This window comes from Shinella lacus, from assembly GCF_010994755.1.
Taxonomy (GTDB): domain Bacteria; phylum Pseudomonadota; class Alphaproteobacteria; order Rhizobiales; family Rhizobiaceae; genus Shinella; species Shinella lacus.
Window position 1 is genome coordinate 234256 of sequence record NZ_WHSB02000002.1, and the last position, 17317, is coordinate 251572.

General features: G+C 64.4%; 15 protein-coding genes and 1 pseudogene. 14 read left to right on the forward strand and 2 right to left on the reverse strand.

From position 1 onward, the window contains the following. Positions 1-110: 110 nt before the first annotated feature. From GB927_RS05635 to GB927_RS05685, 11 genes are read left to right on the forward strand one after another with little or no spacing between them, the layout of a single operon-like run. Positions 111-1871, forward strand: a complete 1761-nt coding sequence (locus GB927_RS05635) for a substrate-binding domain-containing protein (RefSeq protein WP_256115670.1) — start codon at positions 111-113, stop codon at positions 1869-1871. A 27-nt stretch (positions 1872-1898) separates the two neighbouring features. Then, a complete protein-coding gene (locus GB927_RS05640) occupies positions 1899-3116 on the forward strand; it encodes an ABC transporter substrate-binding protein (protein ID WP_256115671.1) in 1218 nt (405 codons plus the stop codon). 57 nt (positions 3117-3173) lie between these two features. Further along, complete coding sequence (locus GB927_RS05645; protein ID WP_256115672.1) at positions 3174-4058, forward strand: carbohydrate ABC transporter permease; 885 nt, start codon at positions 3174-3176, stop codon at positions 4056-4058. Then, positions 4055-4882, forward strand: coding sequence for a carbohydrate ABC transporter permease (locus GB927_RS05650; protein ID WP_256115673.1), 828 nt, complete (start codon positions 4055-4057; stop codon positions 4880-4882). Before GB927_RS05645 ends, GB927_RS05650 begins: the two co-directional genes overlap by 4 nt. Positions 4883-4885: 3 nt before the next feature. Next, positions 4886-5665 carry an enoyl-CoA hydratase/isomerase family protein gene (locus tag GB927_RS05655; RefSeq protein ID WP_256115674.1) on the forward strand — a complete coding sequence of 260 codons (780 nt, stop codon included), beginning with the start codon at positions 4886-4888 and terminating at the stop codon, positions 5663-5665. A gap of 2 nt (positions 5666-5667) precedes the next feature. Continuing rightward, positions 5668-6426 (forward strand): SDR family NAD(P)-dependent oxidoreductase, encoded by a 759-nt coding sequence (locus GB927_RS05660; RefSeq protein ID WP_256115676.1) that lies wholly within the window; start codon positions 5668-5670, stop codon positions 6424-6426. Beyond that, complete coding sequence (locus GB927_RS05665; RefSeq protein WP_256115677.1) at positions 6426-7508, forward strand: hypothetical protein; 1083 nt, start codon at positions 6426-6428, stop codon at positions 7506-7508. Before GB927_RS05660 ends, GB927_RS05665 begins: the two co-directional genes overlap by 1 nt. Before the next feature lies 1 nt (position 7509). Beyond that, a complete protein-coding gene (locus GB927_RS05670; protein WP_256115678.1) occupies positions 7510-8562 on the forward strand; it encodes an ABC transporter ATP-binding protein in 1053 nt (350 codons plus the stop codon). Beyond that, positions 8562-9422: an SMP-30/gluconolactonase/LRE family protein gene (locus GB927_RS05675; protein WP_256115679.1), complete on the forward strand. Its 861-nt coding sequence runs from the start codon at positions 8562-8564 to the stop codon at positions 9420-9422. Before GB927_RS05670 ends, GB927_RS05675 begins: the two co-directional genes overlap by 1 nt. Further along, complete coding sequence (locus GB927_RS05680; protein WP_256115681.1) at positions 9419-10555, forward strand: extracellular solute-binding protein; 1137 nt, start codon at positions 9419-9421, stop codon at positions 10553-10555. The genes GB927_RS05675 and GB927_RS05680 overlap by 4 nt, the downstream gene beginning before the upstream one ends. A 12-nt stretch (positions 10556-10567) precedes the next feature. Then, positions 10568-11797, forward strand: a complete 1230-nt coding sequence (locus tag GB927_RS05685) for a CaiB/BaiF CoA transferase family protein (protein WP_256115683.1) — start codon at positions 10568-10570, stop codon at positions 11795-11797. A 14-nt stretch (positions 11798-11811) separates the two neighbouring features. Here GB927_RS05685 and GB927_RS05690 read toward each other — a convergent pair whose 3' ends face one another. After that, positions 11812-12279, reverse strand: a complete 468-nt coding sequence (locus GB927_RS05690) for an Lrp/AsnC family transcriptional regulator (RefSeq protein ID WP_256115684.1) — start codon at positions 12277-12279, stop codon at positions 11812-11814. 107 nt (positions 12280-12386) lie between these two features. Here GB927_RS05690 and GB927_RS05695 point away from each other — a divergent pair, with 107 nt between their 5' ends. Genes GB927_RS05695 through GB927_RS05705 form a run of 3 tightly spaced genes read left to right on the forward strand, consistent with a single transcriptional unit; the run spans position 12387 to position 15999 of the window. Beyond that, positions 12387-13598 carry a diaminopropionate ammonia-lyase gene (locus tag GB927_RS05695; RefSeq protein ID WP_256115685.1) on the forward strand — a complete coding sequence of 404 codons (1212 nt, stop codon included), beginning with the start codon at positions 12387-12389 and terminating at the stop codon, positions 13596-13598. Next, complete coding sequence (locus GB927_RS05700; RefSeq protein ID WP_256115686.1) at positions 13595-14842, forward strand: Zn-dependent hydrolase; 1248 nt, start codon at positions 13595-13597, stop codon at positions 14840-14842. The genes GB927_RS05695 and GB927_RS05700 overlap by 4 nt, the downstream gene beginning before the upstream one ends. Beyond that, positions 14839-15999 (forward strand): M20 aminoacylase family protein, encoded by a 1161-nt coding sequence (locus GB927_RS05705; RefSeq protein ID WP_256115687.1) that lies wholly within the window; start codon positions 14839-14841, stop codon positions 15997-15999. The genes GB927_RS05700 and GB927_RS05705 overlap by 4 nt, the downstream gene beginning before the upstream one ends. Here the strand turns inward: GB927_RS05705 and dsdA are convergent. Next, positions 16000-17311, reverse strand: a pseudogene (dsdA, locus tag GB927_RS05715) (D-serine ammonia-lyase). Positions 17312-17317: the final 6 nt, after the last annotated feature.

Genomic DNA, 17317 nt, shown 5'->3' on the forward strand with positions numbered 1-17317 from the left:
ATCGTTTTTGATCGTTTGAAGCGGAATGACTCTCCTTGATGGCCTGAACGGCCCGCAACGCGCTTGATGTGGCGGTATCGATCCGCAACTGTGCGCCGTAAGGAGATCAAATGATCAAAGAACAGCGACATGCGCGGATCATTTCCATGCTGCGCCAGCAGGGCGTCGTCAGCATGGAAGAGCTGCGCCGATCCATGCCGGGCGTCGCCGCGGTAACGCTGCGGCGTGATCTGGCGCAACTCGATGAGCTCGGGGCGATCCGGCGCCGTCATGGTGGAGCCGTGCTGTCGGACGAGACGCTGCTTCGGGCGCGCGGCACATTGCCGGGGTCCGAGGCGAGCCCACTGGCTTCCGATCTCGATTCGCTGGATGCGGTCATCCTGCCGCCGATTTCGGGCCGTGGAAGCGACGTGCTGCGGCGCGAGATCGTTCGCCGGGGTATCCCCTTCATCGCGGAGAGCGCGCCGCAGCAGGGTGGCGCCTATCTCGGTCCGGACAACTTTGTCGCCGGCGTCGAGCTTGGCCGGCTGGCGGGGCAGGAGATGGGCGGCAAGCTGGTCTCTATGCTCGTGATCGGTGTCGCCGAGCTGCCCAATACGCGCGAGCGCGTGGCGGGCTTCGAGGCGGGGCTGGCTGAAGCCGGCGTTAGGCCGACGATGATCCATCGGGTCAACGGTCAAGGCAGTTATAGGATCGGCCTGCGCGTGGCCCACGACGCCTTTGCTGCGGATGAGGCGATCAACCTTGTCTTCGCCGTCAACGACCATGCCGCCATTGCCGGGATCGAGGCCGCCGAGCGTCTCGACAGGCAGGTTGCCGTCTATTCGATGGGCGGCGAAAGCGCAGGCTTCATGGCGCGGCTTGCCGAGGCCGGACCGCTTCGGGCGGTCGGCGCGCTCTTTCCGGAAGTGGTGGGACGCCTCGGTATCGATATGGCCGTGTTGGGAATTCTTGGGCAATCCTTGCAAGACACGATCACGCCGCACGCCGTCATCACGCCGGAAAGTCTCGCCGACTACTTCGATAATTCGGCAGGGACCTGGCGGCTCAAGGAGGATGTGCTCGAACGACTGAGCAGCGTACGGCTGGGATTCAACACGAAGCTCCTGCGGTCGCGGCGCATCGGTTTCCTGCCGCATTATCCGGCGCATGATTGGTATCGCAGCATGGCGATCGCCATGCAGGACCGCTGCCTGGTCTATGGAGCGACGCTGGTCACCGCGCCGCCGCACCACGGCATTTCGGCCGAAATCGCCCGGTTGCGGCGTGAAATCGCGCAGAGTGCGGCGCAATTGCTGCGGCCGGGAATGGTGGTCGCGCTCAATGAGGGCCAGGTCAATCTCTTCCTGGCGGAGGAACTGCGCAATCTCGCGGCGCAAAAGTCGGAGCGCCTGCAGGGCGTGACCGTGTTGACCAATTCCTTCGACGTCCTGCACGCGCTTGAGGACACCTCCGCCGTCAAGGTCATCCTGACGGCCGGTGAGTATCAGAAGGCCGATCGCTGCCTGGTCGGCCCAAGTCTCGGCGCGATATTCGAGCGGGTTCGCCCGCATCTCGCTTTCATCGCGTCGGACGGCGTGACGCCGGGCTTCGGCCTGTCGTCGCTCGACGAGCGGCGGGCGCTCGCCGCCCAGCGTTTCATCAACGCGGCCGAGATCAGCATCGTGCTGGCCGACAGCGTGGCGCTCGGCTCCGACGCCAACCACCGCATTGCCGGTATATCGCAGGTTCGCTCGGTTCTGACGGATGACGGCGCACTGCCGGAGGATCGGCAGCGCTTCCGTTCGGTCGGCGTCGATGTGCTGATTGCCGGCGAAGCGCTTCCCGAGCCGGCCTTCGAAGCGGGCGGGAACTATCGAAATCAAACCTGAAACAATCACATCGCGAGGGAGGAAACCATGAAGCGATCATTTTTGACGACTGTGGCTCTGGGAGTTGGGTTGCTGGCAGCAGCGCCGGTTTTGGCCCAGGAGGTCACACTGCAATTCTGGGACAACCAGCAGACCGAAAGCGGCCTTTCGGACGTGCAGAAGGCCGCCGTCGAGCGGTTCATGAAGGAAAACCCCGATATCAAGATCGAGGTGACGACCGTTCCCTATCCGGAATACCAGCAGAGGCTGCTCACCGCCGTGCAGGGCGGCAACGCACCGGACATCGCGACGCTCGACCAGATCTGGGTCGGCGCCTTTGCCAAGGCGGGCGCGGTCTCCGACCTGACGGCGCAGGCCGGTGCGGCTGGTCTTGCCCGTGACGGCTTCTTCGGCGGCGCGTGGGATTCGGCCGTGCTGGACGGCAAGCTCTACGGCATTCCGTTCAACGTGGATGTCTGGCAGTTCAGCTACTATAACAAGGCCCTGCTCGACGCTGCCAAGATCGATCCGGCGAGCCTTTCGACCTTCGATGGCCTGAAGGCTGCGGCCGAAAAGCTGACGGCGGATGGCAAGTTCGGGGTCGGCCTGTTCGGCCACAAGGGCGAGGATACGGTGGTCGTCGGGGATTCCTTCATCTTCTCCAACGGCGGCAAGATCCTCAACGACGACGGCAGCTGCGCGCTGACGGAGGCACCCGCCGTCGAGGCGCTCACCTACCTCCAGGGGTTGTCGAAGTTCGCGCCCGCCGGCATTCTCAACGCGTCGTCCGGCGACATGCGCGAACTGTTCCTCAACGGTTCGCTCGCCATCGAGTTCTGGCCGGCGCTGGAACAGCCGACCTTGCAGAAGAGCAGCCTCAGCTGGGGCTTTGTCAATGGGACCGCACCTGAGGGCAAGACGCCGGTCGGCACCTTCGGCGGCTGGAATCTCGCTGTCTTCGAAACGTCGCAGCACAAGGACGCGGCCTGGAAGTTCATCCAGTTCATGGTGCGTGAGGATGTGAACGGCGATGTGGTCGATCTCATCCCGGCCAACAAGAAAGCCGCTGAGGCCTTCCTCGCGAAGAACCGGCAGGACCCGCAGACGATCATGACGCATCTCGACAATGCGAAGGCGCGGCCGCTCTCGCCGCGCTACCTCGAACTGGCGGATGCACAAGTCGCGATGTTCCAGGACATCTATGCGGGCAACGATGTGGCCGCGGCGACGGCGAAGGCCTGCGACGTCATCAATTCCCTCAAGTAATTCCAGCGTCTGCCGCATCCCGGAAACGGGGTGCGGCAAGAGGACAAGGCTTTTCCCATGCGCCAAGATCGCCGGCTTCACTGGCTGCTTCTTGCACCCGCTCTCCTTCTGATGGCGGTCATGCTGTATTACCCGATGCTCGGTACGGTCTATGAAAGCTTCCACGAGACGAGCTTTCTGAATCCGGACCCGAAGTTCGCCGGCCTCGCGCTCTACCGGCGCGTTCTGGCCGACGGCACCTTTATCGAGGTTCTGGTAAATTCGATCGTCTGGACGCTCGGCGTCGTGCTGTTGCAAAACATTCTCGGTTTCCTGACGGCACTGCTGCTCAACCAGAACCTGCCCATGCAGGGCACCTTGCGCGCCATCGTGCTGCTGCCCTTCATCCTGCCGGGTGTCGTTGCCGCCATCCTCTGGCGCTTCATGTACGATCCGCAGCTAGGGCTGGTGAATTCACTGCTGCTCCAGATTGGCCTGATCGAAAACAGCGTCGCCTGGCTTGCCGACAGCCGCATAGCCATGGCCTCCGTCATTATCGCGGCGGTCTGGAAGGGCTTTCCCTTCTCCATGCTGATCTATCTTGCAGCGCTTCAGAATGTCGATCGCAGCCAGATCGAGGCGGCGACGCTCGACGGCGCGGGGCCGGTTCGCCGGCTAGTCGATGTCACCTTGCCAGCGATCCGTGACGTGGTCGTTGTCAACATCGTGCTGACGATGATCCTGACATTCAACTATTTCGACATCATCTGGGTGCTGACCAAGGGTGGCCCGCAATCGGCGACTCATATCTTCCCCACCAAGATCTACGAGACCGGATTCGGCCAGTTCCGCTTCGGCGAGGCGGCGACCTACGGCGTCTTCTCGATCCTCGTGCTCGCTGTGCTCGTGGCGCTCTATGCCATCGTCCAGGGTGGCGCCAATCGCCGGAGGGCCGCGGCATGAAACAGACCCGCTCGACCCGTATCGGACTGATGTTGCTCCAGCTTCTGCTGGCCCTGCTTGTGCTCCTGCCGTTCTTCTGGATGTTTTCCGTCAGCCTCAAGCCGCCGGCAGAACCCTTTGCGATCCCGGCCCGGCTGTGGCCGGACAATCCGACGATCGACAATTACATCACCGCATTCCGGCCGGAATTTCGCACCTATTTTTTCAATTCGCTGGTGGTTTCGCTGTCGACGGTCGTCATTAGCGTCACGCTCGGCCTGCTCGCCGCCTACAGTTTTACCCGGGCGCAGCTCGGCGTGATCTCCGCGCTGGTGGGGCTGGTGGTTCTGGCGCAGATGTTCCCGCATTCCGCAATCATCATTCCGATCTACAAGATGATGCGCAGCGCGAACCTGCTCAACACCTATTGGTCGCTGATCCTGGCCTATGTGTCAGTGACGCTGCCGGTGGCGATCTGGATGCTGCGGGGCTTCCTGCTGAAGTTGCCGGCAGCACTCGAAGAATCCGCGGCGATCGATGGCGCGACGCCGCTGCGCGTGTTTTGGGATATCGTCGTGCCGCTGTCGCGACCCGGCCTCATCGCCACCTCGGTCTACGTGCTGATCGTCACCTGGCAGGAATTCCTCTTTGCGCTCTCCTTCACCTCCACGAAAGAGATGCGCACGCTGCCGGTCGGGCTCAACGACTTCATCGGCCAGTACGGCATCCGCTACGGCGAACTCATGGCCTCCTCGGTCATGGTCTCCCTGCCGGTCATGGCCGTCTTCTTCTTCCTGCAACGCTATTTCGTCGCCGGCATCACCGCCGGTGCGGTGAAAGGATAGGCCATGGCGCTGATCGAACCTTCCGATCTCCTACCGGGCATCCGCCAGATCCTGTTCAACCGGCCGGAGAAGCTGAACGCGCTCTCCACGCCCCTGATGCACGAATTCGAGGCCGCGCTCGACGCCGCGGCGGCGGACCCTGCCGTCCGCGTCATCGTGTTGCGTGGCGCCGGCGGTAAGGCCTTCGTCGCGGGGGCGGATATTGCCGAATACCAGGGAAACAAACGGGCGGAATTCATCGCCTATCAGCTCAATTCCCGTCGCGTCTTCGACCGGCTCGAACGCATCAGCAAGCCGGTCATCTGTGCGATCGACGGTTTTGCGCTCGGCGGCGGTTTCGAGATCGCGCTCTGCTGCGACATCCTGATCCTGTCGCAAGCCGCGCAAATCGGCCTGCCGGAAGGCCGGCTCGGGCTCAGTCCCGGCGGTGGCGGCACGCAGAGGCTGTTGCGGGCGATCGGCAAATACGCTGCGTCCGACCTGCTTCTGGCGGGATGGCGGCTATCGGCGGAGCGTGCCTTGGCGCTCGGGATCGCCGCCGATGTCGTGCCGGCGGAAGACATGGACGAGGCGATCCTGCGCCGGGCGCGTGCCTGTCTCAAGATCGCGCCGCTAGCGGCCGCCGAAATGAAGCGGCTGCTGCGCGAAGGGCAGGATGCCGGCATCGAGACCGCCAAGAGCCTGGAGCAGGAGGTGCTGTTTCGCCTCTATTCGACGGCCGATGGTCAGGAGGGCATCGATGCCTTCCTGGAAAAGCGCGATCCCCAGTTCAGGATGGAATAATCATGGAATTCGAAGGCAAAGTCATCGTCGTAACGGGTGGCGCCAAGGGCATCGGCCGCTCGTGCGTGGAACTGTTTGCGGCACGCGGCGGCCAGGTCGTCTTTTCCGATATTGACGAGGCAAGCGGCGATTCGCTCGCGGGCACACTCGGCCAATCCGTCGTGTTCCTGCGCGGCGACGTGCGCAGCCTTGCCGATATGCAGGCAATGGCGGCCTTGGCGGAGACGCAGTTCGGTGGGCTGGACATCATCGTCAACAATGCCGCCGTCGCCCTCAACGGCGTGATCGACGAGATCGACGAAGAGCGCTGGACGACGGTGATCGACACAAACCTGACCGGCTTCTGGCGGACCATGAAGGCCTGTGTGCCCTTGCTGCGCAAGCGCGGCGGCGGTGCGGTGGTCAATCTTTCCTCCGTCCAGGGCTTGATCGGCTTCCAGGGGTGGCCGGCTTATGCGGCCGCGAAAGGCGCGATCATTTCGCTGACCCGACAATGCGCCATCGACCTCGCCAAGGCGGGCATCCGCGTCAATGCGGTGGCGCCCGGTACGATCATGACTCCGATGAACGAGAAGATCTTCGAGGAGACCGACGACGCCCAGGCGCTGATCGACAGCTGGAACCGGGCGCACCCGATCGGCCGTTTCGGCCAGCCGATGGAGGTTGCCGAGCTCGTTGCCTTCCTCGCCTCGGACCGGGCAAGCTTCATCACCGGCGAGGTGGTGCGCTGCGACGGTGGTCTCGCCATTCGGGGTGAGTGATGCAGGATCTGCTTTCCATAGAGACTGCCTGCGGCGCGTTGCAGTTCGACCCCGCCGTCGGCAACATTCCCCGGCTGCGCTTCCATTGGGCGGGCCACACGATTGAGCCGCTTTACGCGGCGCCCTGGCGCGACGAGCCGGAGGCGCAGGCGGATGCGAACCTTTCGCCTGCCGAGCGCCGGCTGGCAGGGGATTTTTTCTGTGCGCCTTTCGCCGCCGCCGTGGATCCGGACGTGCCCGCCCATGGCTGGACGGCCAACAGCCCCTGGCGTCTCGAAGCGCGCAAGCCCGGCGGGCTGCGTCTTGCCCTTGCTCAGGACGTGCACGGTGCAAGGATCACCAAGGATCTTGCGCTCGCCGAGGATGCGCCGCTTGTCTACCAGGAGCACCAGATCGAGGGCGGCGAGAGTCTGCTGCCTGTATCCCACCATCCGATGCTGCATCTTTCAGGGCAGGGGCGCTTCTTCACCTCGAAGAAACGGGCGATACTGACGCCCGGACAGGTTTTCCAGCCGGGGCGCTCCTGCCTTGCCTATCCGACGCGGGCAACCGAGCTGGAGCATATCGCCGGCGCAAGTGGCAAGCCGGTGGACCTGACGCGCTGGCCGATCGGCATCCGCAACGAGGATTTCGTCACCCTGGTGGAGGCGCCCGGCGCCACGCTCGGCTGGTCAGCGGTGATCCGGGACGATGAAAACGACATTGTCTTCTTCCTCAAGGACCCGTCCGTCCTGCCGATCACCATGCTGTGGTTCTCCAATGGCGGGCGCGACCATGCGCCGTGGAACGGACGTGTTCTCGGCGTCACCGGCATCGAAGACGCCTGCTGCGCGGGGGCGACCGGCGAAGCCGCAGCACTGCGGGAAAACCCGATCGCGGCTGAAGGCGTGGCGACCGGCTTGCCACTTGGCGAAGGTCGCAGCCACACCGTCCGCCATGTAATGGGCGCCGTGCCGCGTCCCTCCGGCTGGACGGAGATTGCCGGCATATCCGTCGCGGGTGACCGGCTTACCATTTCGGACGACGCCGGGCGGCAAGTGTCGCTACCGTGGCGCCGTGACTTCCTGAAAGGACATGAATGACATGGCCGCAATCGAATTGCGCAAACTGACCAAGAGCTTTGGCGCTTACACGGCGCTGGGCGGACTGGACCTCTCCATCGGCGACGGTGAATTTCTCGTCCTGCTCGGCCCCTCCGGCTGCGGCAAGTCGACCACCATGCGGATCGTCGCAGGCCTCGAAGAGCCCACATCGGGGGAGATCCTGATCGGCGGGCGCCGGGTCAACGATATCCCGGCCCGCGACCGCGACCTCGCCATGGTGTTCCAGAATTATGCGCTCTACCCACACATGACGGTTGGCGAGAACATCGCCTACCCGCTGAAGGTCCGCAAAGTGGCAAAGCCCGAGCGGGAGGAACTGGTTCGCGCCGCAGCCCAGCGCGTGGATATGCTGCATCTCCTGACGCGGCGCCCGGCCGAGCTTTCCGGCGGCCAGCGCCAACGCGTGGCACTCGCCCGCGCCATCGTGCGCCGTCCGCAGATTTTTCTGATGGACGAACCGCTTTCCAACCTCGATGCGAAGCTGCGCACGGTGATGCGTGGCGATTTGAAGAACCTGCAACGGGACCTTGGGGTCACCACCATCTACGTAACCCACGACCAGGTTGAGGCCATGACGCTCGCCGACCGCATCGTCGTGCTGAACAAAGCAACGATCCAGCAGATCGGAACGCCGGCCGAAATCTACGCCCGTCCCGCAAACACCTTCGTCGCCGGCTTCATCGGCTCACCGCCGATGAACCTCTTGCCCGGCCATCTGCGGGACGGATGGTTCGCCAGTGATGGCGGGCGTTTCCCCTTGGCGCAGGCAGCGGGCGATGTGACGCTCGGGGTGCGGCCGGAGCATGTTCGGCTCGCCCCGGAAGGCGGTGGCCATTTCTCCGGCACCGTCTTTTCTTCGGAACTGCTCGGCGATTGCACGATCCTGATCGTCAAGGCGGGCGAAGCTCTGGTCGCCGCCAAGTTGCCGCCGGAGACGGGCTTTGAAAGGGGGGCGCCTGTCAGCCTGAGCTTCGATGGGGGACGCATGCATCTCTTCGACACGGCAAGCGGTGAGCGCCGGGGAGAGGCGTGATGTCAACGCCCATTCTCCCCTCGGATCGCCTGCGGGTCTTCTTCGACGGCATCTGGAGCGAGCCAAGGCTCAGCCATCCGGAAGGCGTCGCCATCGGGCCGGACCGGTGGATCTGGTGCGGCAACCAAGACGGCGATATTTGCCGTATCGCCCCGGACGGCGGCCGCATCGAGCGTGTCGCTGGAACCGGCGGTTTCATCCTCGGCCTTGCCTTCGACGGCGACCGGGCGCTCTATGCCTGCGACCTGAAACACGCGGCCGTGTTTCGGCTGGATCTCGTGACCGGCGCGCTTGCGCGGCTCGAAGCAGCGGGACTGCGCATTCCCAACTACCCCATCATCGATCGGCGCCGGGGCCGGCTCCTCGTTTCGGACAGCCATGATTCCGCGAAACCCGGGCCGGGCATATGGTCCTTCGACCTCTCCGGTGGAGAAGGTCGGCTCTGGTGCTGCGCCGATTTCACCTTCGCCAATGGGCTTGCCATGCGGCCCGGCGAAAACGCGCTCTATGTCTGCGAGACCTTCGCGCAACGGGTATCGCGTCTTGAGATCGAAGCGGATGGCGCCGCCGGTGCCATCCGCCCTTTCGTTACCGATCTGCCCGGCTATCCGGACGGCGTGGCCTTTGACGGCGAAGGCAATCTGCTGATCTCTCTTTACGAACCTTCGCGCATCCTGCGCATCGACAGTGCGGGAAACGTGCGCGTGCTTGCCGAAGACCCGACGGCGCATGTGCTCTGCCATCCGACGAACATTGCCTTCGACGGCACGACACTCTTTGCCGCCAATATCGGCCGCTGGCACATCGCGGCCATCGAGTGTGATGTCGGGGCACCGCCGCTCTGGAGGGAAACACTATGACCTTCATCGGCCTGACCTGGGACCATCCGCGCGGCTACAATGCGCTCGCCGAGACCGCGCGCCGCGTGAATACGGGCCGCACGAAACCATTGATCCACTGGAAAAAGCAGCCGCTCGAAGGCTTTGAAAGCGCGTCGATTCGCGAACTTGCCGAAAACAACGATCTATTGGTGATGGATCATCCGCATATCGGCGAGGCTTTTGCGGAAGGGTGCTTCATGCCTCTAGAAGACCTCTATTCCGCCGAGCAGTTGCAGGCTTGGCAGCAGGAGAGCGTCGGCCCCTCGGCCGAAAGCTATCGCTGGGACGGCAGGACCTGGGCCTTGCCGCTGGATGTCGCGACGCAGGTCACGGCGCGCCGCACCGACCGAATCGCCAGGCCTCCCCAGAGTTGGGACGAAGTCACGACGTTGGCAAAGCGCCAGCCGGTGGCGCAATCGCTCGCCGGGCCTCATGCGGTGCTGAGCCTGATCTCGATGGTGGCGGGTGCCGGCGGTCGTGTTGGCGGGGAGGATTTCGTGTCCGACGCCAAAGGTGCCGCCGCGCTTGAAATCATGCACCGCCTTTATGCCCGCCGCCCGCCCGGCAGCGAGGATCTCAATCCCATCGGTCTTCTCGAAAGCATGGCGCGAAGCGACGATATTGCGCTCGTGCCGCTGGTCTTCGGTTACGTCACCTATGCCGCGCTGGGCCATGCGCCCCATACGATCGGGTTTTCGGACACGATCCGCATGTCCGGGGGAAAGGGCGGCGTAATAGGGGGCACGGGCATCGCCTTTTCGCGCCGGTGCCGACCGACGCCGGAGCTTCTCGCCCATATCGCATCGTTGCTCTCGGTGCCGACGCAGGTCGAAACCTTACCCGCTTTCGGCGGCCAGCCGTCCGCGCGCGCCGCGTGGCAAGACGCGGCGGTCAACGCGGTCTGGGGTGATTTCTACCGCAACACGCTGGCCACAGCGGAAACCGCGCTGCTGCGCCCTCGTTTCGACGGTTACATCGCTTTCCAGACAGCGGCGGCGGAACGGATCCGCAGCGCGCTGGAACGCCGGGAAGAGCCGGAAACCACTCTTGCCATCCTTCGCACCCTTTGGTTCCGCGCGCGCCATGCCGCACGCGGGCTGCTCGATACCTGAAAGGCTTTCCCGATGACCGAACCACAAACCGACACTCCCGCGGCCTTGGCGGGCATTCGCATCCTCGATTTTTCGCATCTGCTGCAAGGCCCGTTCGCTACGCAGCTCCTGGCGGATATGGGGGCGGATGTCATCAAGATCGAGCGCCCCGGCAAGGGTGATCTCTTCCGCTCGCTCACCTTCCGCAACAAGTGGGTCGGCGGCAGCGAGAGCCCGAATTTCCTCGCCTGGAACCGCAACAAGCGCTCGATCGCACTGAACCTCAAGGCGCCGGAGGTGAAGGCCGTTCTCATGGAGATGGCGAAGAGCGCCGACATCGTCGTGCAGAATTTCCGGCCCGGCGTGATGAAGGCGATGGGGTACGGCTACGAGGATTTTCGCGCCGTCAATCCGCGCATCATCTATTGCTCCGGGTCCGGCTATGGCGAAGACGGTCCCTATGTCGACCGGCCCGGCCAGGACATGCTGGTGCAGGGCCTCACCGGCATCATGGCGGCGACCGGGCAGGCCGATGCACCGCCAACGCCCGTCGGGGCGGGCTTTTCCGATCAGGTCGGCGCGATGAATATGGTCTACGGCATCCTTTCGGCACTCTACTGGCGCGAAAAGTCGGGGCTCGGGCAGGAGGTCAAAGTGAACCTTCTCGCCGGCATGCTGGCGCACCAGAACCAGGAAATGGTCATGGCACTGAACTTCAATGAGGATTTTCAACGCCCCCGCTCGGGCATCGGCCACCCCGGCATGGACGCGCCGTTTGGCACCTATCCGACCAAGGACGGCTGGGTGACGATCGCTATGAGCCCCTACAGCACCCTAGTCGGCGTCCTCGGCAATGACGATCTGCTCGTCTACGACGACCCGCAAAAGCTCTTTGCGCAGCGAGACGAGATTTGGCGCGCGCTTGCGGCAGAGACGGGGAAATGGACGAGTTCCGCGCTGCTGGAGGCCTTGCTCAATGCCGATATCTGGTGCGGAGAGGTGAAATCCCACCTGCAGGCCGCGGAAGACCCGCAGGTGCGCCACATGGAACTGGTGACCAGCTACGAGCATCCGCGCGCCGGCACGGTGAAGGTCGTCGCGCCTGCCGTGCGCCATTCGGAAACGCCCGCCACGATCCGGCGACCCGCACCGTTGGTCGGGCAGCATAGCCGCGAGATCCTGAGCGAGTTCGGCTACAGCCAGGATGAGATCGAGGCGTGGTTGGCTTCGGGCGTCGTCTATGCCGACGAGGTTTCTGCATAATAGTAGCCTCCGGGCTAATAGCCCTCGACCGGGACGCCCAGGCCCACCTTCACGCGATCCATCGCAACGAAGGTGCGGAAGCGTTTGACGTTGTTGTTGCCGAAGAACAGGCGGCGGGTGAGGGCTTCGTAGTCGGCCATCGCCGGCACGACGACGACGAGGATGAAGTCGGCTTCGCCGGTGACATAGTAGCACTGCTGGATTTCCGGGGCGGCGGCGAACTCCCGCTTGGCCGCCTCGATCTGTGCCGCCGTTTCGCTGATCACCTCCACCTCCACGAAGATGGTAATGGATTGCCCGAGGGCGACCGGATCGACGACCGCGACATTCGCCCGGATGACGCCCTCTTCTGTCATGCGTTTTATGCGGCGCTGGACGGCCGGTGCGGAGAGATTGACGGCCTCGCCGATGGTGCGCTGCGGCGTCGTGTTGTCCTTTTGCAGGATCGCGAGGATTTTTCGGTCGAAGGCATCAAGGCGCACGAATGGGTCTCCGGACGAAACAAACTTGCAAAACAGAGGCCGAATATCAGCGCTCATTTCGGTGTGGTTGCAATATCTTTCAGCAGCCACATCGAAGGAGGCCGCCCATGTTTCTCAAGAATTCCCATGTCGACTATCGCGCTCCGCTCGATCCACGCGATGCCGAGACCCTCGGCGTCGCCGCCGCGGCAGAGGTCGAACGCTATCTCTCCTTCCGTGACAACCACGTGGAGACGCCGCTTGTCGCGCTGCCAGGGCTGGCGGAAAAACTCGGTGTTGGCGCGGTCCACATCAAGGATGAGGGGCACCGTCTCGGGCTCGGCAGCTTCAAGGCACTCGGCGGGGCCTATGCGGTGATCCGGCTCGTGCTGGAGGAGGCCGGCAGGCGGCTCGACCGGGTCATCGACATATCCGAGCTTCATGCGCCGGAGGTGCAGGCCGTCGCGCGCAGCATGACGGTCGCTTGCGCCACGGATGGCAATCACGGCCGTTCGGTCGCGCAGGGCGCTGAGCTCGTGGGCGCACGCGCGGCGATCTTCGTGCATTCAGGCGTTAGCGATGAGCGGGTGGCCGCCATTGCCCGCTTCGGTGCGGAGATGGTCCGCGTCGAGGGCACCTATGACGATTCTGTCCGCGAGGCGGCGCGCGTGGCGGCCGAGAGGGACTGGACGATCGTCTCGGACACGTCCTGGCCGGGCTATGAACGCATCCCCGGACTGGTGATGCAGGGCTACACCGCGCTCGTTCGCGAGGCGCTGCGGAAACTGCCGGAGCTTCCGACCCATGTCTTCATCCAGTCGGGCGTGGGCGGCATCGCCGCTGCCGTTGCCGGCCACCTCGCGCTCGAATTCGGCGAAGCCCGCCCTGTCTTCACCGTCGTCGATCCGGCCCGCGCCGCCTGCCTCTTCGAGACGGCGCGGGCTGGCCATCCGGTGACGATCGCGCATGGTGCGCCGACTGTCATGGCTATGCTCGAATGTTACGAGCCGTCGCTCATCGCATGGCGTGTCCTGTCGCGCGTCGCGGATGCCTTCATGACCGTCGACGAGGAGGACGCGGTCGCGGTGATGCGGCAGCTCGCCAATCCGGTGGCCGGCGATCCCGCCATCGTTGCGGGCGAAAGCGGCGGTGTCGGGCTTGCGGGCCTGATGCGTGCGATGGCCGATCCGGCGGCCAAGGCTGCGCTGGGTATCGATGCCCGGTCGCGGATATTCCTCGTGAACACGGAGGGGGCCACGGACCCCGGAAAATACGCGGAAATCGTCGGGTTTTCGCCTGTGGTCGTCGCGGCGCGCAACAACAGAGGTGCCGGTGCATGAGCCATCCATCGATCAACGCGGCGCGGCTTCTCGGGCGTATCCGAACCCTCGGCTCCATCGGTCGTGATGGCGAAGACCGGCTTGTTCGCCTCGCCGCGTCCGATACGGAAAAGCTCGGGCGCGACCAGTTCGTGGCTTGGCTGGAGGGAGCCGGACTCGCCGTCGCCGTGGACCGCATGGGCAACATTTTTGGCATCTGGCGGCCGGAAGGTCTGGACGATGCGGCGCCGCTGATGCTCGGCTCGCATATCGACACGGTCATCGATGCCGGCATCTATGACGGATGTTACGGCGTTCTTGCGGGGCTGGAGGTGATCGAGACCTTGAAAGCCGAGGGTTTTCGGCCATCGCGCCCGGTGGTTGTCGCCGCTTTTACCAACGAGGAAGGTGTGCGTTACGCGCCCGACATGATGGGCTCGCTGGTCTATGCGGGCGGGCTCGATGTCGATGCGGCGCTTGCATCGGTCGGGACGGATGGAACGGTGCTCGGCGACGAACTCGCCCGCATCGGCTACGCCGGCGACTATGAACCCGGCTTCCTGAGGCCGCAGGCCTATCTCGAACTGCACATAGAACAAGGCCCCGCGCTGGAGCGCGAGAGCATCTCGATCGGTGCGGTCGAGAACCTGCAGGGGATTTCCTGGCAGCGGGTGACGATCGACGGCGACGCCAATCATGCCGGCACCACGCCGATGTCGATGCGCCGGGATGCCGGCCATGCGGCCGCACGCGTCGTCACCTTCCTGCGGGAGCGCGCGGTGGCCGCCAACACGCCAACAGTCGCCACGGTCGGCTGCATGCGCTTCGAGCCCAACGCCATCAACGTCATCCCGTCGCGCGCGACCTTCACGGTCGACCTGCGCGATCCGGACGAGGGGCGCCTGACGCAGGAGGAGGCGGCCCTTGCCGCATTCCTCGACGTTTTGGCGATGGAAGAGCGGTTTTCGGTTTCCGTCGAGCGGCTGGCCCGGTTCGAACCGGTCACGTTCGACCGGGGGATTGTCGAGCACATCGAGGCAGCGGCCGGAGAGCGCGGTCTTTCCTGCAAACGCATGACATCCGGCGCCGGCCACGATGCGCAGATGATCGCCCGCATCGCGCCCGCCGCGATGATCTTCGTGCCGAGCGCCGGTGGCATTAGCCACAATCCGAAGGAATATACCGCGGACGACGACCTTGTTGCCGGGGCCAACATCCTGCTCGATGTCGTTCGCCGCCTGGCCGCTGAAGGAGAAACGGCATGACCATCGACAGGAAGGCGCTTCACGCCGAAATGACCGCATGGCGGCGAGACCTGCACGCCCATCCCGAATTCGGCTTCGAGGAGAAACGCACCGCGGCCTTCGTGGCGGCGAAGCTTCGCGAATTCGGCCTCGGCGAGGTTGTTGAAGGCGTCGGTGGCACGGGTGTCGTCGGAACGCTGAAGCGCGGGTCGGGCAATCGCGCCATCGCGCTCAGGGCGGATATGGATGCGCTGAGGATTCCCGAGCAGGGTGACAAGGCCTATCGCTCGCGAAACCCCGGCGTCATGCATGCCTGCGGCCATGATGGACACACGGTGATGCTGCTCGGCGCCGCGAAGATGCTGGCCGAGCAGGGCGGTTTCGATGGCACGGTCCGGTTCATCTTCCAGCCGGCAGAGGAATGGGGCAAGGGCGCACTCGCCATGCTCGACGATGGCCTCATGCAGCGGTTTCCCTTCGACGAGATCTACGGCATCCACAATATGCCGGGCCTGCCGGTCGGGCATTTCGAGACGCGGCCCGGCCCTTTCATGTCCGCGGAAGACAATTTCGAGATCGTGCTTCAAGGTGTGGGCGGCCACGCGGCGCGGCCGCACTGGGGCAACGAGGTGCTCGTCGCGGCCTGCGCGCTGGTCACCAATCTGCAGACCATCGTCTCGCGCCGGCTGAGCCCGACGGATGTGGGTGTCGTCTCGGTCACGGAACTCATCACCGACGGCACGCGCAACGCGCTGCCGGGCCTGGCGCGCGTGCTGGGCGATGCCCGCAGTTTTCGACCGGAGGTGAGCGCTTCCATCGAAAAGCAGATGCGCATCATCGCAGAGGGCACAGCGCTGGCGCACAACGTCACCGCGACGGTCACCTATACGAGGGAGTTCGTTCCGCTTTTGAACGATGCCGCACTCGTCGAAGAAGCCTTCGCCGTAGCGCGTGATTTCCTGCGGCCGGATAACGTCCGGCTCGCGGCCGAGCCGATGACGGGGTCGGAGGATTTTGCGCATTTCCTCGCCCATGTGCCCGGCTGCTTTGTCTTCCTAGGCAATGGCCGGGAGTCGGCGCCGCTGCACAATCCCACCTACGATTTCAACGATGAAGGGCTCCTGCACGGCGCGGATTTCCACGCCGGAATGATCCGGCGCAGATGCGTGGTCGGGTGATCAGAGTTTTCTGGCGATTTCCAGAAAGGCCTCGAACTGCTCCTGAGGCACGAAGGATCCGCCGGTCGTCCAGACGATGTGGGTCGCCTGCGACAGGTGATCGGCGATGTTCAGCCGCTCGCAGAACGCACGTCCCTGCGGATGTTTCACGACGAATTCCGGCCCTGCGAAGCCTGCGGTCGCTGATGGCTCCAGGCGCAAGCCCTGGGTCTCATGGGCGAGAAGCAGCCAGCGGAAGAGCGATATGTCGTCGACCGTGAAGATGCCGGCGAGCATGTTGCGCATGACGTGCGCCACGAAGGCCGACATGCGGGCAACCGCCGTGCCGTCTGCCTCGGTCCTGTTGCTCAGGCCCACATCGTAGACCGAGACCAGTTCGTCCGAGCCGCTCATCATGTGGACGAGCGCGCAGGGCGACTGGACGGGCTCGACGATGGACAAAGTCGCCGAAGACTTTCTTGGCGCCATAGGTGACGCCGCCGGGTGCGCCGCCAATGCCGCATGGCAGGTAGAGAAACAGCGGATGCTCGGCATCGACGACGATGCTTTGCGCATGGAGCTGTTCTGCGAGTTCCAGCGCCGCGACGCTGTATCCGAGGAACAACTGCCGGGATTGTTCGTCGTCAACGAAATAGATGGACGGGTCGCTTTCCGCGACGAGGCGGGCGTTCTCGACGGCGGTGGTGTAGTCCGCCTCGTGCTGCACGACCTCCACGCCGAGCTTCCGCAGCCGCTCCACTTTCCAGGCCTTGGCGTCGGACGACATGTGCACAGTGGCCTTGAAGCCGAGGGCGCGGGCGGCGACGCCCACGCTAAGCCCCAGGTTTCCCGTGCTGCCGACGGCGATCGTGTGGCGGGAGAACAGCGCTTTTGCCTCGGCGCCGGCCAGGTCGCCGATATCCTGACCGTCCTTCAGGAGGCCTTCGCGCCTGGCGAGCGCCTCGGCGAAAACGAAGACCTCGTAGACGCCGCCGCGCGCCTTGATCGACCCGGCGACCGGCAGCGCGCTGTCCGCCTTCACGAACACCCGGCCGAATTCGGCGCCGCCATAGCCGAGGGCATCACGAAGGGCCTCCAGTTCGATCAGGTTCGAGCGGATTGCACCCGCCGTCGCCTTTAACTCGGGAAAGCAGGTTTCAAGCAGCGGTGCCAGCCGGGCCCAGTTCGCCTGCGCCTCGTCGACGTGGTCGGGGGTGAGCGGCAGGGAAGCGTCGCCGATCGCGTTGTCGCGATAGAGCGGATTGGTCCAGAGCGTCGGGCGGGCAGCAAGCACATCGTCGCGGTCGGGGTCGTTCGGGAGCTGAAATGTCATCGCGGC